This window comes from Microtetraspora fusca (genome assembly GCF_001570365.1).
GTDB classification, from domain to species: domain Bacteria; phylum Actinomycetota; class Actinomycetes; order Streptosporangiales; family Streptosporangiaceae; genus Microtetraspora; species Microtetraspora fusca.
This window is the reverse complement of record NZ_BBYK01000082.1, coordinates 1-18,297: the sequence shown is the minus strand read 5'-3', so window position 1 is coordinate 18,297 and position 18,297 is coordinate 1. Positions and strand designations below refer to the sequence as shown.

Annotated in this window: 12 protein-coding genes, 1 tRNA gene and 1 pseudogene; 8 read left to right on the top strand and 6 right to left on the bottom strand. The window is 69.8% G+C overall.

The genetic code is table 11. From position 1 onward, the window contains the following. Positions 1 to 300 precede the first annotated feature (300 nt). On the bottom strand, positions 301 to 2,958 hold the full coding sequence (gene lanL / locus AWQ68_RS37255; protein WP_066950525.1) for a class IV lanthionine synthetase LanL: 2,658 nt from the start codon (positions 2,956 to 2,958) through the stop codon (positions 301 to 303). Positions 2,959 to 3,363: 405 nt separating this feature from the next. Here lanL and AWQ68_RS37250 point away from each other — a divergent pair, with 405 nt between their 5' ends. Further along, on the top strand, positions 3,364 to 4,182 hold the full coding sequence (locus AWQ68_RS37250; RefSeq protein WP_066950522.1) for a phosphotransferase: 819 nt from the start codon (positions 3,364 to 3,366) through the stop codon (positions 4,180 to 4,182). A gap of 13 nt (positions 4,183 to 4,195) precedes the next feature. Here AWQ68_RS37250 and AWQ68_RS37245 read toward each other — a convergent pair whose 3' ends face one another. Then, on the bottom strand, positions 4,196 to 5,020 hold the full coding sequence (locus AWQ68_RS37245; protein ID WP_066950520.1) for a class I SAM-dependent methyltransferase: 825 nt from the start codon (positions 5,018 to 5,020) through the stop codon (positions 4,196 to 4,198). Between the two features lie 133 nt (positions 5,021 to 5,153). On the opposite strand from AWQ68_RS37245, the gene lpdA reads away from it, so the two are divergent. Further along, positions 5,154 to 6,554 (top strand): dihydrolipoyl dehydrogenase, encoded by a 1,401-nt coding sequence (gene lpdA, locus AWQ68_RS37240; protein ID WP_066950518.1) that lies wholly within the window; start codon positions 5,154 to 5,156, stop codon positions 6,552 to 6,554. A 113-nt stretch (positions 6,555 to 6,667) separates the two neighbouring features. Then, a complete protein-coding gene (locus AWQ68_RS37235; protein WP_066950516.1) occupies positions 6,668 to 7,948 on the top strand; it encodes an ATP-binding protein in 1,281 nt (426 codons plus the stop codon). Here AWQ68_RS37235 and AWQ68_RS37230 read toward each other — a convergent pair. After that, positions 7,926 to 8,831, bottom strand: a complete 906-nt coding sequence (locus AWQ68_RS37230; protein ID WP_066950514.1) for an amidohydrolase family protein — start codon at positions 8,829 to 8,831, stop codon at positions 7,926 to 7,928. The two genes, AWQ68_RS37235 and AWQ68_RS37230, sit on opposite strands and share 23 nt — an antisense overlap. 669 nt (positions 8,832 to 9,500) lie before the next feature. Between AWQ68_RS37230 and AWQ68_RS37225 the strand changes: the two genes are divergently transcribed. Both AWQ68_RS37225 and AWQ68_RS37220 read left to right on the top strand, forming a co-directional pair. Next, on the top strand, positions 9,501 to 10,859 hold the full coding sequence (locus AWQ68_RS37225; protein WP_066950513.1) for a hypothetical protein: 1,359 nt from the start codon (positions 9,501 to 9,503) through the stop codon (positions 10,857 to 10,859). A 368-nt stretch (positions 10,860 to 11,227) separates the two neighbouring features. Next, positions 11,228 to 12,718 carry an outer membrane protein assembly factor BamB family protein gene (locus tag AWQ68_RS37220; protein ID WP_066950510.1) on the top strand — a complete coding sequence of 497 codons (1,491 nt, stop codon included), beginning with the start codon at positions 11,228 to 11,230 and terminating at the stop codon, positions 12,716 to 12,718. 332 nt (positions 12,719 to 13,050) lie between these two features. On the opposite strand, the gene AWQ68_RS37215 is transcribed toward AWQ68_RS37220, so the two are convergent. Continuing rightward, entirely contained in the window at positions 13,051 to 13,938 is an 888-nt protein-coding gene (locus AWQ68_RS37215) for an NAD-dependent protein deacetylase (protein WP_084464833.1), read from the bottom strand. A gap of 116 nt (positions 13,939 to 14,054) precedes the next feature. Beyond that, a complete protein-coding gene (locus tag AWQ68_RS37210) occupies positions 14,055 to 15,026 on the bottom strand; it encodes a tyrosine-type recombinase/integrase (protein WP_169809062.1) in 972 nt (323 codons plus the stop codon). A gap of 125 nt (positions 15,027 to 15,151) precedes the next feature. On the opposite strand from AWQ68_RS37210, the gene AWQ68_RS37205 reads away from it, so the two are divergent. Then, positions 15,152 to 15,225 (top strand) — tRNA-Arg (locus tag AWQ68_RS37205). 251 nt (positions 15,226 to 15,476) lie between these two features. Here AWQ68_RS37205 and AWQ68_RS37200 read toward each other — a convergent pair. After that, a complete protein-coding gene (locus AWQ68_RS37200; protein ID WP_066950504.1) occupies positions 15,477 to 15,989 on the bottom strand; it encodes a hypothetical protein in 513 nt (170 codons plus the stop codon). Between the two features lie 1,037 nt (positions 15,990 to 17,026). Between AWQ68_RS37200 and AWQ68_RS37195 the strand changes: the two genes are divergently transcribed. Continuing rightward, positions 17,027 to 17,464 (top strand): hypothetical protein, encoded by a 438-nt coding sequence (locus tag AWQ68_RS37195; RefSeq protein WP_157546360.1) that lies wholly within the window; start codon positions 17,027 to 17,029, stop codon positions 17,462 to 17,464. Between the two features lie 512 nt (positions 17,465 to 17,976). After that, positions 17,977 to 18,297: pseudogene (locus AWQ68_RS41725) on the top strand (IS5/IS1182 family transposase); the annotation flags it as partial.

Here is an 18,297-nt window from a genome sequence, read left to right as displayed (position 1 = left end):
GGGGCGGGCTGGTCGGGCACGGCGAGACCTGTCCTTCTCTGGGGAAACCCCGCGATGGCGGGCGAAAAGGGGCATGGCCCTGCCCGTCCGTACGGGCGGGCAGGGCCATGATGATCGACGGAGTCGATCAGAGCTGCCGACTTAGAGGTCGGTGCAACCGGCGTGCTTGAAGCAGTTCGTGATCCGCAGCGCCTCCTTGTCGGCGGGCTCGACCTCGGGCAGCTCCTGCAGGTCGCGGATGTCGAAGGACATGGCCTTCTCCTTTCTGTCGGTCCGGGTCGCCTTGCGCGGCCCGGCTCGTTATCGCCGTCCCGGGTCGGGAGCGGCGAGTCTCGGGGTGCCCGGCAGCCACATCCGCTCGTGGCGGTGGCGCAGCCGGAGGAGGAAGGCGAGCGTGCCCGCCGTGCCTCCCAGGTAGGTCGGAACGATGTCTCCGCGGTTGTCGGGGACGAGCAGCCGGCCCGTGCGCTCGACCGCGGTGAGTTCCAGGCAGCCGGCCAGGTCCAGCGCCCAGCGGTGGTAGCGCTCCTCGCCGGTCAGCTCGGCCATGTCCAGCAGGAACTCCCCGTCGCCGGGCAGCCCGTGGCAGGCCGCCGACCCCGACTGCCGACGCGTGCGGTGGACCGCGACCGCCGCCTTGCGGGACAGGACGAGCGAGACCGGGTCGCCGGTGGCCGCCCAGTGCCGCACCAGGAAGGTGCCGACGCCGGACGAGCCGCTGCACCAGTGCGGGCGGCGCGGCCGCGCCGTCTCCGGGTCGTCGCGCAGGGTCGGCCACCAGGCCGTGTCGCCGTCCACCTCGGCGTACGCGGCGAAGGCCCGGGCGATCTCGTCCACCGCCGCCATCCAGTCCGGCCGGTCGAGGGCCTGGCCCGCGTACAGCAGGGCGGTGCCGATGCCGGCGATGCCGTGCGCGAAGCCGAAGTGGTTCGTCCCGGCCAGCCCGGAATCGTGTGATTCGGGGGTCGGCCACTGCGGGTGCCCGTCCAGGTACGAGCGCGCCTCGAGCAGGTTGTCGAAGATCCGTACGGCGTGCTCCCGCAGGCCGGGGTCACCGGTCCGCGACGCGAGGTGCAGCACCGCCAGGCCGCAGCCGGCCAGCCCGTGGGTCACGTCGGGGCTCGGGCCGTCGGCGGGGAGCCGCAGCGCCGTCCGCGCGGCGAACCCGGCGGTCTCGGCGTCGCCGATCGCGCTCGCCGCGTCGTGGAGCGCCCACAGAGCCCCGGAGCGCCCGAAGTACAGGCCCGGCCGCCAGACGTCCTCGTCCTCCAGCCGCCGCCGCAGCCACCGGCAGACGGCGGCGACCGCGTCCTCTACTGGCGCCGCCGGCAGGGCCAGGGTCAGCACGCCGAGGATGCCCGGCGCCCCGCCGCTGATCGCGCACGGATCCGCTTCGATGTCGTCGGTGACGTTCGGCCAGGGGGACGGGCTGCCCTCGCTCGCGTCCATCGTCTCGACCAGGTGCGCGATCCCGTCGTCGACCAGCCGGTCCAGCAGGCGCGGCGCCGGGGACGTCCCGGTGGGGGTCGCGTCCCCGGGCGTGAGTCCGGCCAGGAAGCGCTCGCAGGCGTCCAGCGACCAGCGCCGCTCCGGTTCCGCCGCCACCAGCCCCTCGACGAGGGGGCGCAGCAGGGCCAGCGTGGGGTTGTCCGCGGCCGTCGCGGCGACCCGGGCGAGGACGGGCGGGTCGAGGTGCGCGCCGACCGCCAGGAGGTACACCAGCGCTCCGAGGCTGTACCGGTCGGCGCTCTCCTCCGGTGCGGGCGCGAGCCGCCCGGCCTGCTCGGCGCACTCGGGCGCCAGATATCCGGCGGTGCCTCCGACGAGGACGACGTCCCCCGGCGCGGCCGCGTGCTCCAGGTCGATGAGCCGCAGCTCGCCGTCGGGCAGCACCATGACGTTGTTCGGCGAGAGGTCGCCGATCCTGCGATCCCGGTCGTGCACCGCCCGCACCAGGTCGAGGAGACGGGTGACCAGGGGCAGCACGCGCGCCGCGTCGAGGCCGAACCCGGTCTCGCCCAGCGGCCCGGTGTGCCGGTCGACCCAGCGCTGCAGCGTGAGGCCGGGGAGGCGCTCCTCCACCAGGAACGCGTGCCCGCCCTGCTCGAAGAAGTCCACGACGGCCGGCACGACGCCGCTGGGGGCCAGCTCGCGCAACCGCAGGTGCTCGGCCCTGATCCGGCCCGCCGCGTCCACGCCGCGCAGGTCCGCGCAGGCGTGGGGACGGCCCTCCTTGATGACCACCTCGCGCCCGGTCTTGGTGTCCTCCGCGTAGTACACGCCGCCGCGGTTCGCGTGCCGTACGGCCTTGCGCACCAGGAAGCGGTCGTTGAGCAGCACCGAACCGGCGGACCGCCGGGGCGGCGGGGCCTCGAACGGGCAGGTCGCGAACGCCGGCGGGGAGAACGTCGGGCGCCGCTCGTCGAGCAGGAGACCACCGTCGGGGGTCCGCAGCCGGACCTCGTAGAAGCCGTCGTTGCCCAGCACCCGGTGTCCGCGGAAGGCGCCGTAGCGGTAGTACACGATCCCGCCCTCGCGGTACGGGCGGTCGGAGAGGATCACCGGTCCGGGAAGGCCGTGCGTCGCCTCGTCCAGCAGCGCGGCCAGCCGCACCGACTCCGCGTCGTCCCGCGGGTAAACCGTGACGAATTTGCCGGCCTGCGCCCGGGCGCAGTGGGGTTCGAGGAGCTTCCAGTACTCGCTCAGCTGTATCGGGAATTTGAAGGCGCACTCCGCCTCGACCAGCACGCGCGCGGCGCAGGAGAGCACCACGGGGGCGGACAGCATCGTCGCCGAGAGGTGGAGTTTCCACCCCTGCGCGGGTATCGGCCGGCCGTCCGGCAGGACCCTGCACCAGAAGTCGTCCCGGCCGATCGACCAGCCGTTTCCTCCGGCGCGGACGATCTCGGCGGTGACGATGTCACGCAGCAGATCCGGGTGCCCGGAACGCGTTTTCACCTTTGCGCCCCCTTCGCCGTTCGCGGTCGCTGTCACCGGAAGCGAGTTTTCGAGGGCGTTCTTGCAATTGACTTGTAAATTTCTTTAAATGCAGGTCAATGCGGCTTTTGGGGTTGAATGGAGACGATTCGGATGGTCGATATTTGTCGTTATATTTCTTCCTGTATCGATCCCGCCTTTCCGGCGATTTCTCCGGTCGGGCGCATGCCGTCCAGGGTGACCGGCCGGGTGATCTTCCGTGGCGGGGGTGTGGGGCCGCCGTCCCGACACTCGACGGTTCCGGACCATCCGATTTGTTGACCTTGGTCGGACGGGGAGGTCGGGGACGATCACGGCCTGACGGCGTGGATCACCATGACCGAAAATCGGTACAGCAGCGGACCGATGGGTCTAATCTCGAAGGCTATGTTCGTCAGCACGGCCCCCGTAGAGATCGCCTTCGGCACCGAAGAGGAGAGGATCGTACGGGTCGGGGCGACCGTGCGGCGCCCCATGACGGCCGCCTCGCCGTCCGTACACGCCCTGCTCGCGCACCTTGAGGCCGTGGGATTCGACGGCGCCCCGCGCGTGCTCGGAGTCGACGGGCAGGACCGCGAGATCCTGACCTTCGTCGACGGCGAGACGGCCACCCGGCCGCTGCCCGCGTGGGCGGTGGCCGACGAGACTCTCGCCGCGCTGGCCCGCCTGCTGCGCCGCTTCCACGACGCCGCCGAGAGCTTCGTCCCGCCGCCGGACGCGGTCTGGGAGCAGGGGTCCCAGGCGGACGAGTCGCCGGAGCTGGTCGGCCACTGCGACGTCACTCCGGAGAACGTCGTCTTCCGCCCGGGGCCGTCCGGCCGGCCGATGCCGTACGCACTGATCGACTTCGACCTGGCCCGGCCGACGACCCGGCTGTTCGACGTGGTCACGACGCTGCGGCACTGGGCGCCGATCGCCGACCCCATCGACCGCGATCCGCGCCAGCGCGGCATGGACGCCGGCCCCCGGTTGCGGCTCTTCTGCGACGCGTACGGCCTCTCCGTACGGGATCGGCTGCGCCTGATCGACACGGCGCGGACCCGGCTCGGCCGCTCGTACGTAGCGACCCGGACGCGTGCCCTGACGCTCGGCGGCGACTGGGCGCGCCGATGGGCCGAGGGAGCGGGGGAGCGCATCCGCAGGGCGGGCGCCTGGCTCGACGCCCACGAGGACGAGCTGCGCCGCCACCTCATCGAGGGCGCCTGACGCCCCGGCGGGTTCAGCCGGAGAACTGGTAGCGCACCAGTACGCCCAGGCGGCGCAGCGGAGGGAACAGCCGCATGACACGGCAGGCCAGCCGGTAAGGGAACGGCAGGCGGTCGATCCAGGGCAGTTCCACGGCGGAGATCTCATCGATCAGGTGGAATCGCGGGTCCCAGCCCTCCGGACGGCGGGGATCGCCGAGCCCCCAGGTGAGGGTGGCGCCGGCGGTCCGCAGGATGCGGTTCAGCCGCTGCAACCGCACGGCGAGTGGGCTGACCGCGTCGAAGGCCGCCTCCCCGCCCGCGCCGAAGTGATCGGCGACGCGGTGGACGAGTGTCTCCATGGCCGGCTCGGTCAGGTACATCGTGAGCCCCTCGGCCACCAGGAGCGCGGGGCGGTCCCGGGGGATGTCCGGCAGCCACCCGGGCTCGGTGACCGAGCAGCCGATCAGCCGGTACCCCTGACGTCCCGGATAGAGCCGGCGGCGCAGCTCGACCACCTCGGGATAGTCCACGTCGAACCACTGGACCCCGGCCGGAGGAGCGACCCGGAAGACCCGGCAGTCCAGGCCGCACCCCAGATGCGCGACGACGGCGTCCGGATGGCCGGACAGGAACGCGCGCGTCCACTCGTCGAGCTGCCGCCCCCGCATGGCGACGACCGCCGCCTCGCCCGGGGTCAGGCGGAACCTCGTGAAGTCGAACGCGATGCGGCGGACGGCGTCCTCGGCCATCCGGTCCCCGAGCACGGGCCGGTCCGCGAGGCTGTCCAGCGCCCTGCCGTACAGGGTGGCGAGGAGGGTCTGCCGCACGCCGGTGAAGGCGACCTTCTCGGTGGTCATCCAGGTCCGCTACCCAGGGGCGGCGCGTCCAGCCGGACCCGTCTCGGGACCCGTTTCCGGGCCTTTTCCGCGCGGGTACGGCGGCGGCTCGGCGGCCGGAGGGCGCGGTCCGGTGGCGGCCTATTGTTGGCGCATGAGCAATCACTTTGATGTGGTCGTGCTGGGCGCCGGCCCCGGAGGATATGTCGCCGCGATCCGCGCGGCCCAGCTCGGGCTCCGTACGGCCGTGGTCGAGGAGCGCTACTGGGGTGGCGTCTGCCTCAATGTGGGCTGCATTCCGTCGAAGGCGCTGCTGCGCAACGCCGAGCTGGTGCACCTGTTCGCCAACGAAGCCAAGACGTACGGCATCAACGTGGACGGCCAGGTCGGCTTCGACTACGGCGTGGCCTACGAGCGCAGCCGCAAGGTCGCCGACGGCCGGGTCAAGGGCGTCCACTACCTGATGAAGAAGAACGCGATCACCCAGTTCGAGGGGCGCGGCCACTTCACCGACCCCAACACGCTGCAGGTGACGTTGAACGGTGGCGGCACGGAAACCGTGACGTTCGACTCCTGCATCATCGCGGCGGGCGCGAGTGCGCGGCTGCTGCCGGGCACGTCGCTCAGCGAGCGGGTCGTGACGTACGAGGAGCAGATCCTCAGCGACACGCTGCCGGGCAGCATCGTGATCGCCGGCGCGGGCGCGATCGGCGTGGAGTTCGGCTACGTGCTGAACAGCTACGGCGTGGACGTCACGATCGTGGAGTTCTTCGACCGGATGGTGCCGCTTGAGGACGCCGAGGTGTCGGCCGAGCTGGCGCGGCGCTACCGGCGGCTCGGCGTCAACGTCATGACCTCCACCCGGGTCGAGAGCATCGACGACACCGGTGAGAAGGTCCGGGTCACGGTGTCGCACGAGGGCAAGCAGCAGGTCCTGGAGACCGACAAGGTGCTGCAGGCCATCGGATTCCAGCCGAACGTCACCGGATACGGCCTGGAGAACACCGGGGTCCGGGTGAGCGACCGCGGAGCCATCGAGGTGGACGGGCGGTGCCGTACGAGCGTGCCGCACATCTACGCCATCGGTGACGTCACGGCCAAGCTCATGCTCGCGCACGCGGCGGAGGCGATGGGCGTCGTCGCGGCCGAGACGATCGCGGACGCCGAGACGATGGAGCTGGACTACGTCATGATCCCGCGGGCGACGTACTGCCAGCCGCAGATCGCGAGCTTCGGCTGGACCGAGGCGCAGGCGCGCGAGCAGGGCTTCGACGTGAAGGTGGCGAAGTTCCCCTTCAGTGCGAACGGCAAGGCGCACGGCCTCGGCGACACCGTCGGCTTCGTCAAGATCCTCAGCGACGCCAAGTACGGCGAGCTGCTCGGCGCCCACCTGATCGGGCCGGACGTCACGGAGCTGCTGCCGGAGCTGACCCTGGCCCAGCAGTGGGACCTGACCGTCAACGAGGTCGCGCGCAACGTCCACGCGCACCCGACGCTGGGCGAGGCGGTCAAGGAGGCGATCCACGGCCTGGCCGGTCACATGATCAACATGTGAGCCGCGGCTCGACCGCGACCAGGTGGCTCGCGTCACGTCCTGTTTCGATGGCGTGATGAGGGGAAGGGTGCGTGCTTCATCCCCCCTCATCGCCATCGGACTGGAGGACGTGGATGGCTCCATGGCATCTTCGTGATCTCAAGGAAGCGGACCTGGACCAGGTCGTCAGGATCTGGGAGGACGCGCGGGACACGGGCGCCGAGCCGACGGTGACGCTGTCGGAGGGGATCGGCGCGCTCGGCCGCGGCGCGCCCGCGGTCGTCGCCGTCGTCGGCGACCAGATCGTCGGGGTCGCGGTGTCCGTGGTGGCCGACGACCGGGCCTGGGTGCTCAAGATCGCGATAGCGGGGGAGTGGCGGCGCCGGGGTATCGGGTCGGCTCTGCTGTCCGCCCTGGAGGAGCGCCTCGCCCGGATCGGTGTGCACTGCATCGGCGCCCTGTTGCCGGTCCACGAGGTCGGCGAGAGCGCGTTCTTCAACTCCGGGTACGCCTACCGGACCGATATCGGCTATTTCGAGAAGCACCTTCCGCTGGCCAGGGCCGAGGTCGCGATCCTCGACCAGATCGGCGGCGCCGTCCCCCCGCCGCGCCTGTGGGACGAGATCGCGGGCATGGAGGCGGAGAAGGCGGTGATCGAGCGCCGCCTGGTGATGCCGCTCGAACACCAGGACGTCGCCGCGCGCTACGGGCTGGAGCCGCCGCGCGCGGTCGTCCTGTTCGGGCCGCCGGGGACCGGGAAGACGACGTTCGCTCGGGCGGTCGCGTCCCGGCTGCGCTGGCCGTTCGTCGAGGTCTTCCCGTACCAGCTCGCCGCGGACCCGCTCGGCGTGGCGGGCGGGCTCCGGACGCTCTTCTCGCAGGTCGAGCACCTGGAGCAGGTGGTCCTCTTCTTCGACGAGGCGGAGGAGATCGCCTCGCAGCGGCGCGACCCGACCTCGACCGCGCACCGGGTCACCAACGAGCTGCTCAAGCTGATCCCGATCTTCCGCAGGCGGGAGCGGCGGCTGCTGATCTGCGCGACGAACACCGTCTGCAGCCTCGACTCGGCGTTCCTGCGTCCGGGCCGGTTCGACTACCTGATCCCCGTCGGCCCGCCGGACGCGGCCGCGCGGCGCGCCATGTGGGCCAGCCACATCGGCCCGGACCGGCTGCCGCAGGTGGAACTCGACGCGCTGGTGGAGGCGAGCGCCCGCTTCACCCCCGCCGACATCGGCTACGCCGCCCGCACGGCGGCGCAGGCCGCGTTCGAACGCCACCTTGCGCGCGGGCACGACCCGGAGCCGTACCGGCTCACCGACGACTACCTGAACGCGATCGGGAGCACCCGCGGCACGCTCACGGACGAGGACATCGACGCCTTCGAACGCGACCTCAGGATCGCTGCGCGCGTGTAGCCGGGAAGAGGCGGGCGGCGTTGTCGTGGCAGACCGCGCGCAGCCAGCCGTCCCCGAGGTCGAGCCGGGCGAGGGCCTCCAGCGCCTCCGCGTACGGATAGGGGATGTTCGGGAAGTCGCTGCCGAACAGGATCCGGTCCTCCAGGTCGAGCAGCCGGGGCAGCTCGCTCCGGGGGAAGGGCGTGGCCTCCTCGGTGAAGTCGGTGAACGCCATCGTCGTGTCCAGGTGGACGTATGGATGGCGGGCGGCCAGGTCGAGGAAGTCGGAGTACTCCGGCAGGCCCATGTGCGCGACGATCAGCCGCAGCCGGGGGTGGCGGGCGAGCACGGCGCCGATCGGCCCCGGCCCGGTGTGCCGTCCGGGCGCCGGACCCGAGCCGCAGTGCGCCACCACGGGGACGCCCGCCTCCGCGAGCAGGCCCCACACGTCGTCCAGCAGCGGGTCGGCGGGGTCGTAGGCGCCCACCTGGAGGTGCGCCTTGAACACCCGCGCGCCCGCCTCGATCGCCTCGGCGACGTACCGCCTGACGCCGGGTTCGGGGAAGAAGGTCGCGGTGTGCAGGCAGCCGGGGGTGCGTTCGGCGAAGTCGGCGGCCCAGCCGTTCAGCCAGGTCGCCATGTCCGGCTTGTGGGGATAGAGCATCGAGGTGAAGGTCAGGACGCCGAAGGACCGCAGCCGAGCGAGCCGGTCCTCCTCCTCGAGGCGATAGGCGATCGGCCAGGGCCGCGCGGTCAGCGGCCCGGCGGCGTCGAAGTACGCCCAGACCTTGGCCAGCACCCGCTCCGGCATGAAGTGGGTGTGCACGTCGATCAGCCCGGGAAGGCCGAGGTCCCGCCAGAAGGCGGTCACCCGGCGGATCTCCTCCGCACTTGAGTGAGTCATAACGCTTTACGGTAGCTCGAACGGCGATTGCCCATTAAGCGACGTTCACCGGGGTGTTCGCCGCTGACCGGTTTGTGGATCCGTTCGAGCATCGCTTACGTCCGCCCCGGGTTTCGGGTTCGCGGGTCATCGACCGCTCGCGCGCGTGGGGTGGGTGTTCCGTCCGGCGCCGGTGCCCCTGGCCTTGGGCGAGTTGTGGCGATTCGTTTGGTTAATGCCAGGTTTTTGGCCGACTGATACGCTCTTTGCCCTTTGAAACCTACAACGGTTAACGGGGCGCAAGTGATGAGTGAGCCCAGTTATCACCAGGGGCACCAGCCTGGACCGTCTCAGTGGCAGGGGCCGCCACCGGGACAGCCGCAGGCTTTCCCACAGGGCGAATGGCAGGGCGGGCCTCCGGCGCCGCCGTACGGGCCCACGTCGGCACCACCGCCGGGGCCGCCGCAGGGACCTCCGCCCGACGTTTCGCAGGGCTCTCCCTTCGGCTTTCCCCAGGGCCCTCCTCCCGGCGTTTCACAGGGGCCTCTTCCCGGCCCGCCCGCCGGTCCGCCCGCCGCCCCGCCGCAGGGTCCTCCCGCGGGGCCTTTCGGAGCGCAGTGGCAGCAGCCCTGGCAGGGCGCGCCCACGCCGCCACCTCCGCCCCCTTCCAAACGAGGGCGGGGGCTGTGGGTGATCCTCGGCGTGCTGTCCCTCGTCCTGGTCGTCGGGGGCGGCGCGGGCGTCGGCCTCGTCCTGCGCGACCGGGGCGACGCGCAGGCCCAGGAGCAGGGGAAGGGCGCGACCGACCCCTCCACGGTCGTCGTCAAGGACGAGGAGATCACCGCGCTGGTCGAGCAGCACAGCAAGGCGCTCGCCGCCGGCGACGCGGCCGCGTTCACCTCGATCTTCGACAAGAAGAACGCCGCCCTGGTCCGCGACCAGACGCGCGTCCTCGCCAACCTGCGCAAGATGCCCTTCAGCGAGATGTCCTACAAGGTGCTGGTGGGCCGTGACGGTCGCGTCGAGGACAGCTTCGGGCGTGGGGTGAAGTTCACCCAGGACGTCGCCTTCGTCCACCGCTTCGCCGGGATCGACCTGCGTCCGGTCTCTGAGTGGTACCGCTGGACGATCGAGAAGGCGTCGGCCGACGCACCCCTGGTCGTCACCAAGGTCGGCGGCGCGTCACCTCCGATCTTGAGCGGCGAGGGCTCCAAGACGGTGTTCTACCCGGGGCCGTGGGACATCTGGCCGGACGTCACCGTGGTGAAGGCGGGCGGCAACGTGATCCTCACCCGGTCGCAGGACGCCGCCCTGGCCCAGCGTGCCGCCTCGGCCGTGGCCGGCGCCGCCGCGGCCGACCTCGCGTACTGGAAGCGCAACGGCGACCCCGACGCCCAGGTGCCCGCCGGGTTCGTGGTCGCGCTGGTGAAGGGCAAGGCGCAGCTCGGCAACCTGTTCCGCAAGACGCAGGCGAACGAGGCGGGCGTCTCCATCGGCATGCCGAGCTGGGGCGCGGCGGGAGACCCCGTCAAGATCGGCGGCACCCGTGTCGTCATGGACACGACGTCGCAGTTCTTCGACGACGCGGAGGGCATCTCCGAGATCAGCCGGCACGAGCTGGCGCACTCGCTGATCGCCGGCCTGGACAGCGCGGAGTTCTCCCTGTTCGGCAAGGCCAACTGGATCGTGGAAGGCTTCGCCGAGTACGTCGCGAACCGCGACGGGCCGATGGGACGGAACCGGCGCCTGCCGGAGGGACGGGCCTATCTGGCCGGGCAGCTCGACGTCGCCCGGCCCTTCGACGGCACGCTGCCGGACAACGTCTTCTGGGACAGCAAGGGCATGACGAGCGTCAACTACCTGATGGGGCACCTCGCCATGCGGTACATCGCCGAGCGGTACGGCGATCAGAAGCTGGTCGCGGGCGTGGTCGCCGCCTACCGGGCGCACGGTGACGACAGCGAGGCGGCGCTGTTCCAGGAGCTGGGCGTGAAAAAGACGGACTTCGAGCGGCAGTGGGCGGGCTACGTCCGCCGCGTGCTCGCCTGATCGGGGGAGCGAAGATGACGGAGCAGAACACCGGGGACCCCTACGCCGACAGGCCGGTGCCTTCGCCCTGGGGCCCGCAGTATCAGCCGCAGCCGGGCCACCCGATGGGCCCGAGCGATCAGCCTCAGCCCCCTGCGGGCACATGGCCGAATCATCCGTACGGGGATCCGCAGTCGCCGTACGGACAGCAGGTCCCGCAGGGGCAGCCCCAGTTCCAGCCGCAGCCGGGGCAGCCCATGGATCCGCGCTTTCAGCCTCAGCCCCCCGCGGGTACGTGGCCGAATTACCCGTCGGGGGATCCGCAGTCGCCGTACGGGCAGCAGATTCCGCAGGGGCAGCCCCAGTTCCAGCCCCCGCCGGGCCAACCGGTGGACCCGCGCTACTACGAGCAGCAGTCCGCGCAGCCGCCCCCGCCCGGCTATCCTCCGCAGCCGCCGCAGGGATATGCGCAGGCGCCGTACCAGCAGCAGCCGCCGACCGGATATCCGCAGCCGCCGTACGCCCAGCAGGGAGCGCCCGGCTATCCGCAGCAGGCGGGCCCAGAGCAGCCGGCCAAGAAGAAGGGCAAAACGACGCTGCTCGTCGCGCTCGGCCTGGTGGTGCTGCTGGCGGTCGGCGGCGGCACCGCGTGGCTGGTGGCCAGGGACGGCTCGGGAGGAGGCGGCGGCGCCTCGGCCGGCGGGGCGACCTGGGACGTGCCGCTGCCCAAAGCCGGAAGCTTCGACTTCACCTCGGGCTACGCCTACGGAACCTGGATGACCGACACCACCGTCATCCGGGCCCAGCGGGACGGCGTGCTCGCGTACAACCTGAAGTCGGGCGCGCGAGCCTGGGGCATCCCCTCGCCCGGTGAGGAGCTGTGCGGCGCGACCCCCGAGCTGACGGACGGCAAGGGCGCCGTCGCCTACGGCGCTTCCGGACTGTGCGACCACCTGACCGGTCTGGACACCACCACGGGCAAGCTCACCTGGAAGATCAAGATCGCCGCGGAGAAGTCCCGGCTCGCCAACGTGCACGTCGTCCCGCGGATCATGAGCGCGGGCGGCATGGCCATCCTCTACGTGGACCGCGCGCTGTACGGCTACCGCCTCTCGGACGGACGGAGGGCGTGGGGCCTGAAGTCGGACACGACGTGCAGCGTCAAGGACGTCAACGCGAACGGCGACCGGGTGGCCGTCCTGCTGACGTGCTACACCGCCAGCGGTTCGAGCACCAACGTCGCGGTGCTCGATCCCGCCACCGGCAAGCTCGTGAAGAAATACGAGATCGGCGACGTGGGCCTGATGGGGTCCGTGCTGTCGGCGGAGCCGACGATCATCCGGCGCGAGGAGGGCGACGGGAACGTGTTCACCGTGCTTGACGGCAAGGCCGGGAAGCCGGTCGAGATCAAGACGGGCGATGTGGACATGCTCGCCATGAACAAGGTCGCCTTCATCGACGGCGTCCTCGAACAGCGCAGGTACGTCGTGCACGGCGACCGGCTCTATCTCGCCACCTTCGCCGAGAACGTGCCGGGGAAGGCGCGCTCGGAGGACAAGGCGCTGGCCTTCGACCTCACCACCGGAAAGCAGGTGTGGCAGTCGTCGGGCACGCAGGACACGAAGCTCACCTACGTACGGGCCGACGAACGGGGCCTGCTCGCGCTGGAGGTGGGCGACCGTCGTGATCTCGCCCCACGCCTGGTCCGCCTCGACGCCGCCACCGGCGCCGCCACGGCGGTCGCCGAGTTGCCGCAGAAGTACGGCACGGACGGCGAGGGGGCGCGGGTGTTCGAGCGGAACGGCACGGTCGTCATCGTGCCCTGGACCTCCGTCGCCACGAACTTCGCGGTCATCTGCGTCGACACCAAGGACGACTGACCCGCCCTCGCGCCGCCCCCGGTCCGAGGGCGCCGGCTCTTCCAGGCGGTTCCGCGGACCCGGCCGAAGAGCATCGGCCGTGGCCCGGGCCGATCGTGGCCGTACTCGGCCTCGACGTCCGCTGCGGGCCCGCCCGCACCGTCGACCTCCTGGAGGACTGCTACCACCTCGACGTGAAGGTGGATGGACGGGCGATCGAGGCGATCGCCGCGGAGGCGCTGGGCGTCGAGGGGCCGGAAGATACGGACGGCGCCTTCGGCGCTTTTGGGGGCCGAGGGCGGATTTTAGGGGTTACCGCGCCGGGGCGAGTTTGGGCGGCGGGGTGGCGCGGGTCAGGGCTTGGGGCCGAGCCGGGCAAGGAGCGCGGTGAGGGTCGCGCCCAGTGGGGCGTCGAAGGTCAGGAGGGCGTCGGTGTCGCCCCGGGTGGACCCCCGATTGATGATCACGATGGGGATGTCACGCCCGGCGGCGTGCCGTACGAACCGGTAGCCCGACATCACGGTCAACGACGAGCCGAGGACCAGCACCATGCCGGCCCGCTCGACCAGCCGGTAGCAGTCGTCGACCCGGGGGCGGGGCACGTTCTCCCCGAAGAAGATCACGTCTGGCTTGAGCACGCCGCCGCAGCCGTGGCAGTCCACGACCTGGAAGGCGTCGACCCGGTCGTCGGCGAGCACGGCGTCGCCGTCCGGGTTGATCGCGCCGACCTCGGCGTGCCAGTCGGGGTTGGCCGCACGCAGGCGGTCGTCCAGCGCCTGGCGCGGGGTGCGCGCGCCGCACCCGAGGCAGCGCACCCGATCGAGGCTGCCGTGCAGTTCGATCACGTTCTCGGCGCCGGAGGACTGGTGCAGGCCGTCCACGTTCTGGGTGATGATGCCGGCGAGCAACCCGCGGCGCTGGAGGCCGGTCACCGCCCGATGGCCCGCGTTGGGGGCGGCACGGGCGATGTGCCGCCAGCCCAGGTGGCTGCGCGCCCAATATCGCCGACGCGCGGCGGCGCTGCCGACGAAGGTCTGGTACGTCATGGGCTCGGCCCGCCGCTTGCGACCGCTTTCGCCGCGATAGTCGGGGATGCCGGACTCGGTGGACAGGCCGGCGCCGCTCAGGACCACCACGTCGCCGTCCGCGACAAGGTCGGCCAGCACGCGGAAGTGCGTGTCCGTGACCGTATCCGCCTCGCCGGACCACGTTCCGGATGTGCCGAGCAGCGTCCCGGACATACCACCCGATTCTGCGCCTACCACCCGAGTCATTCCTCCATGGTGCCCGACTTCCTCCGGTGCCGTACGGCTGAGGTGGTGCAGGTCGTCGGCGGGGCCTCGGTGCGCCCCCAGGGTCAGATCCGGTCGCTGGGGGAGATGCGGGCGTGCGCCTCCCGGGCGCGGCGCTCGGCGGTCGCCGCGCTGTAGCGCTGGACCGCCGCCAGGGAGTTCCATCCGCCCACGCGCATCAGGTCGAGCGGATCCCCTCCGGCGTCGAGGAACGACTCCGCCATCGTGGTCCGGAACCGGTGGCTGTGGACGCCGGAGATGTCCGCCTGCTTGGCCCGGCGCTTGAGCATCTGCAGGATGCCCGTCGTCGTCAGCCGCCGATCGCCCCCGGCCGCCGTACGGCCGCGCTCGGGCAGCCACAGCCACGGGCTGCTCGCGTGGGAGTGCCGGGCGCGGGCGCGGATGTAGCGGTCGATCGCGGCGGCCGTCTTGCGGCCGATGGGCGCCATCCGCATCCGGTCTCCCTTGAGCCGGATCCGCAGCGCGTGCTGGCTCAGGAACACGTCGGTGAGCTCGTCGTCCTCCGGGTGGTAGCGCAGCCCGGCCAGGCCCGATCCGCGTACGCCGTTGTCCAGCAGGACGCGCATGATGGCGGTGTCGCGGCGGTCGATGAAGGTGGTGCCCGAGCAGGTCATGAGCATCAGCTTCAGCTCGTGCTCGCTGAGGGGTTCGGCGGGTCGCGTCACGACCTCGGGCGGTGCCACGCCGGCCATCGGAGAGACCCCGTCCAGCTCCTCTTCGGCGATCAGCCAGTTGAACAGAATCCGCAGGTTGCGGAAGTGCTTGTGCGCGTCCCCGGGGCTGTGTGCGGTGAGATCCCCGCACGCACAGGGGCGTGTGCGCTCGCCGTCCGCCCAGCAGCCGTACAGGCGCGCGGCGAGGAAGACGCGCAGGTGCTCGGCCCGGATCTTGGAGATCTGCTGCGGCATGTCATGCTTAGCGAGGTACTCGGTGAGCAGCCGTGCCGAGTGGAGGTAACTGGTGATCGTTCCAGCGGCGAGCTCCTCGCTTTCGAGTGCCAGCCTCCATGAAGGCATGAGGTCGCAGAGGAGTGGGGATCTACCCATCGGGGTTGCTCCAAATCCGATGCTGTTTCATCGGTATGCGGCTATGCTACCTTATGCCATGGTCAGCAAAAGTGCTGGTCAATCCCATTAATCCAGCGCCCTTAGCTCAGCCGGATAGAGCATCGGACTTCTAATCCGACGGTCGGGGGTTCGAATCCCTCAGGGCGCGCTCTCCAGACCAGGCCACATCCCGTGTGACCTGGTCCTTTGCTTTGGTGCGGCCTGCGCCGCACATGCAGCCGTAGGCCACCGAGAGCCACCGTTTGTCGCTGATCGCGGGATATACGCGGGATGATGTTGGTCACGCTTCCCAGGTCACGCGGCGCTTTCCGGGACCTCTGCGGGATGAGACCTACCTCCAGAGAACGCCGAAGGGCCCCGGAGCGACCCGAGGCCCTTGACTGGCGCCATTCCCACTTCTTACGACTCCTGATCCACCATCGCCGCCAGCCGGTCTGTTGCAGCGTCGGCGATCCTTCTTGCTTGCTCTCGGATCTCGTCGTCACTTGGTGGGGTGTCCCGTATGTCCTCCCAGTCAACCACCATCCCCTGCAGCAGATAGATCTCCCCGGGACGACCGCATTTGTCGCCGAGTTCGAAGATCAGAAAGTCCGCGCCCTTGGCGATCGGAACCGTGCTCTCGGCGATGCCCTGCGCGACATCCCGGGCGACCTCCCATGGCGTGCGCTGGAGATCAATGGGCGGGAAGCCGCTCTCGACCAGTACCTCACGGACGAGCGGCTCGACTTCGGTCATGGAGCCGATGGACAATGCATAGCCCGCGAGCTCCCAGACGGCAGGACAGTTAAGGCCGGCCTCGATGAGCTCGCAAGCCAGCCAACCGGCCTCCGGCGCGGTCCCTGAGAGGCGGCCCCATAGGAGATCACCTCTCAGTTCAGCCAGACGATTCCTGAGCTCAGGGGAGAGTTCCACCAAGCTAGTATTCCGCCATCGATCCCTCATGACGCAAGAGCGCCGTCTATCCGCTGGTTGGCGATCTCGCGTTGCCCGTCGATGCACTTCGCGTAGACCCGCAGCATGACGTCAATGCCGTGCAGCCTCATTGCAGTGTTTGAGGGACCAGGTGGCAGATTCCTCATTGATTCAACTAACGTGCAGCTCATCGAGCCGAACGACCCCGGAAGTGGGTCCGTCGGGATGTTCCGGCCATCGCAGGGCTTCGTGGACTTGACCCGCCGACTTCGGGACCTCAACCGCGGATTGCGTCCCGCCAACCGCTTCACCGACAAGACTCTTCGGCGCTATGGCGCGGAACTTGCCGAATTATGCTCATAGGGATCAAGGGCGGCGCTGCGGGCCGCCGTCACGCAGGACACCAACCGTTCCGTACCGGCACGCCTCAAGACCGCCGAGTGCTTCATGATGTCCGCATGGCAACCGGTGCCCAATGCCCGAACTGCACACGAGGCAGCCTTGCGCTCTACCGAATTCGCGGCTCCGACGATCACGTGCTGGTCTGCGCTTCTTGTGATGCCAGTTGGCTACCGGACGAGGAACTTTCCGTCGCCGCTCACATGGACATCACACTCCGGCTCGCGCAACAAGTCCGTGTCTTCAAGTACAGAGACGGAGGTTGGTACCTGCTTGAAGAAGTGCCTCCGGCGGGGGCCTCGGCTCCGGGATGATCGCCTGAGAGTGAGCCGGAGTCCGTAGGTGGCTGAGGTGGGAGCCTGATCGTCCCACCTGCCACGACCCAGGCAAGCCCAGCAGACCGACTCCTACGGCTCAAGCCCGTCTGTGACCGTTGGCATCCAATGATCGAGGAACGGCGACCGGCTCGCGTACACGCGAAGACGCGCTTGCCCCTCCAACGCCGGCCCGCTGCCGCTCCGCGGTGGGTCGAGGCAGACGGGAAGATCAGGAGGGGAAGGCGTGCGCGGGCGCGCCACTCTCCTTGCCTTCTCAGCCGTAAGCCGTCAGATTGCTTTCAGACCTCCGAGAGGAGTTAGATGACCGAGGCATCTGCATCAAGGTCGAGAAAGCGGCCGCTACGTAAACCGGTGCTCTTGGTGCTGGCCGTCGTCATCGTGCTCCTTGCGGCGTTGGCTCTCTTCAACCGCGATGATTACGCGCAGGCCGACCTCCCGTTCATCGCCAAGCAGATCCAGGAGCACAAGGTCTGGAGCGCCACTGTCCGGGACAAGGAACAGCGCATCGAGATCACCACGATCGACGGTAAGCGCTTCCAAGCCGAGTGGGAGAAACCCGACAAGGCGAGAGAGCTGACTGACGCCCTGCGGAAAGCCGAGCCCAAAAACGGATACACCATCGAGGTGTCGACGACCTGGATCCTGCTCGGCCCCTTTGAGATCTTCGTGGGAGCGGTTCTAGTTGCGGTTCTAGTTGCAGTTTCACGCCGTCTGAGGCGGTTCCAGAAGGACCGCTGAGCGCCGCTGGTCCTGGTGGAACTGATCCGGACGAGCAAGACCCGAGCTGCTAATGCGGTTTATGTTTCCCTCACGACATCTAGTCAGGATGGCGGGAAGCAACCCAGAAGGTTCCACACGAGTACGCCGCCTTAGGATTGACGCATGCCAAGCTTTGAGATTGTCACGCATGTCATGGCTCCTCCGGAACGAGTCTTCGACATCTCGTTGAACGTGGATGTTCACGCAGCCTCAATGGCGGGATCTTCCGAGGAAGCAGTCGGAGGTGTGACCGCCGGCAACTTGAAGCTGGGTGACACCGTTACGTGGCGGGCACGACACTTCGGTATCCGTTGGCGAATGACGTCTATGAGGTGATCTCAGCGAAATAGTTCGCACGATTGGGACTTCTCGGACGCTGTTCGTGGCGTTCCGGACCTTTCAGGAGGAGTCGCCGAAGGCCGGAAACAGACGCGGAGCCCCCGGTAGAAGAGCTCTCACCACAAGACGCTCAACCCACCGGCAGGCCCCACGTGATTGCTCATCGTGCCACGCTCGATGTCTCCCGCGCACTCGTTCAGTTCGTCGCACGGCTCCTGCGCGACGAACGCCGCCTGCGCGGCACCCCGCAAGGCAGCCGCGCCCTGAGCCCGTTCCGGCAGGCGGTCATGGTGCTGCGCTGGTTCCGCGGCGAACACGACATCCCCAAACTTGGCCGCGATCACCGCGTCTCCCGCGCCACCGCCTACCGCTACATCCACGAAGGCATCACAGTTCTCGCAGCTCAAGCACCTGATCTGCATGAGGCCCTCGGCCGCGCCCAAGCCGAGGGACTGGCATACGTCATCTTGGAC

Bases quoted from the DNA above. Each gene is read 5' to 3' on its own strand.
- AWQ68_RS37195 (WP_157546360.1), top strand. From the start codon at position 17,027: ATGACCGAGGCATCTGCATCAAGGTCGAGAAAGCGGCCGCTACGTAAA.
- AWQ68_RS37210 (WP_169809062.1), bottom strand. From the start codon at position 15,026: ATGCCTTCATGGAGGCTGGCACTCGAAAGCGAGGAGCTCGCCGCTGGA.
- AWQ68_RS37230 (WP_066950514.1), bottom strand. From the start codon at position 8,831: ATGACTCACTCAAGTGCGGAGGAGATCCGCCGGGTGACCGCCTTCTGG.
- lpdA (WP_066950518.1), top strand. From the start codon at position 5,154: ATGAGCAATCACTTTGATGTGGTCGTGCTGGGCGCCGGCCCCGGAGGA.
- AWQ68_RS37235 (WP_066950516.1), top strand. From the start codon at position 6,668: ATGGCTCCATGGCATCTTCGTGATCTCAAGGAAGCGGACCTGGACCAG.
- AWQ68_RS37250 (WP_066950522.1), top strand. From the start codon at position 3,364: ATGTTCGTCAGCACGGCCCCCGTAGAGATCGCCTTCGGCACCGAAGAG.
- AWQ68_RS37215 (WP_084464833.1), bottom strand. From the start codon at position 13,938: ATGTCCGGGACGCTGCTCGGCACATCCGGAACGTGGTCCGGCGAGGCG.
- AWQ68_RS37245 (WP_066950520.1), bottom strand. From the start codon at position 5,020: ATGACCACCGAGAAGGTCGCCTTCACCGGCGTGCGGCAGACCCTCCTC.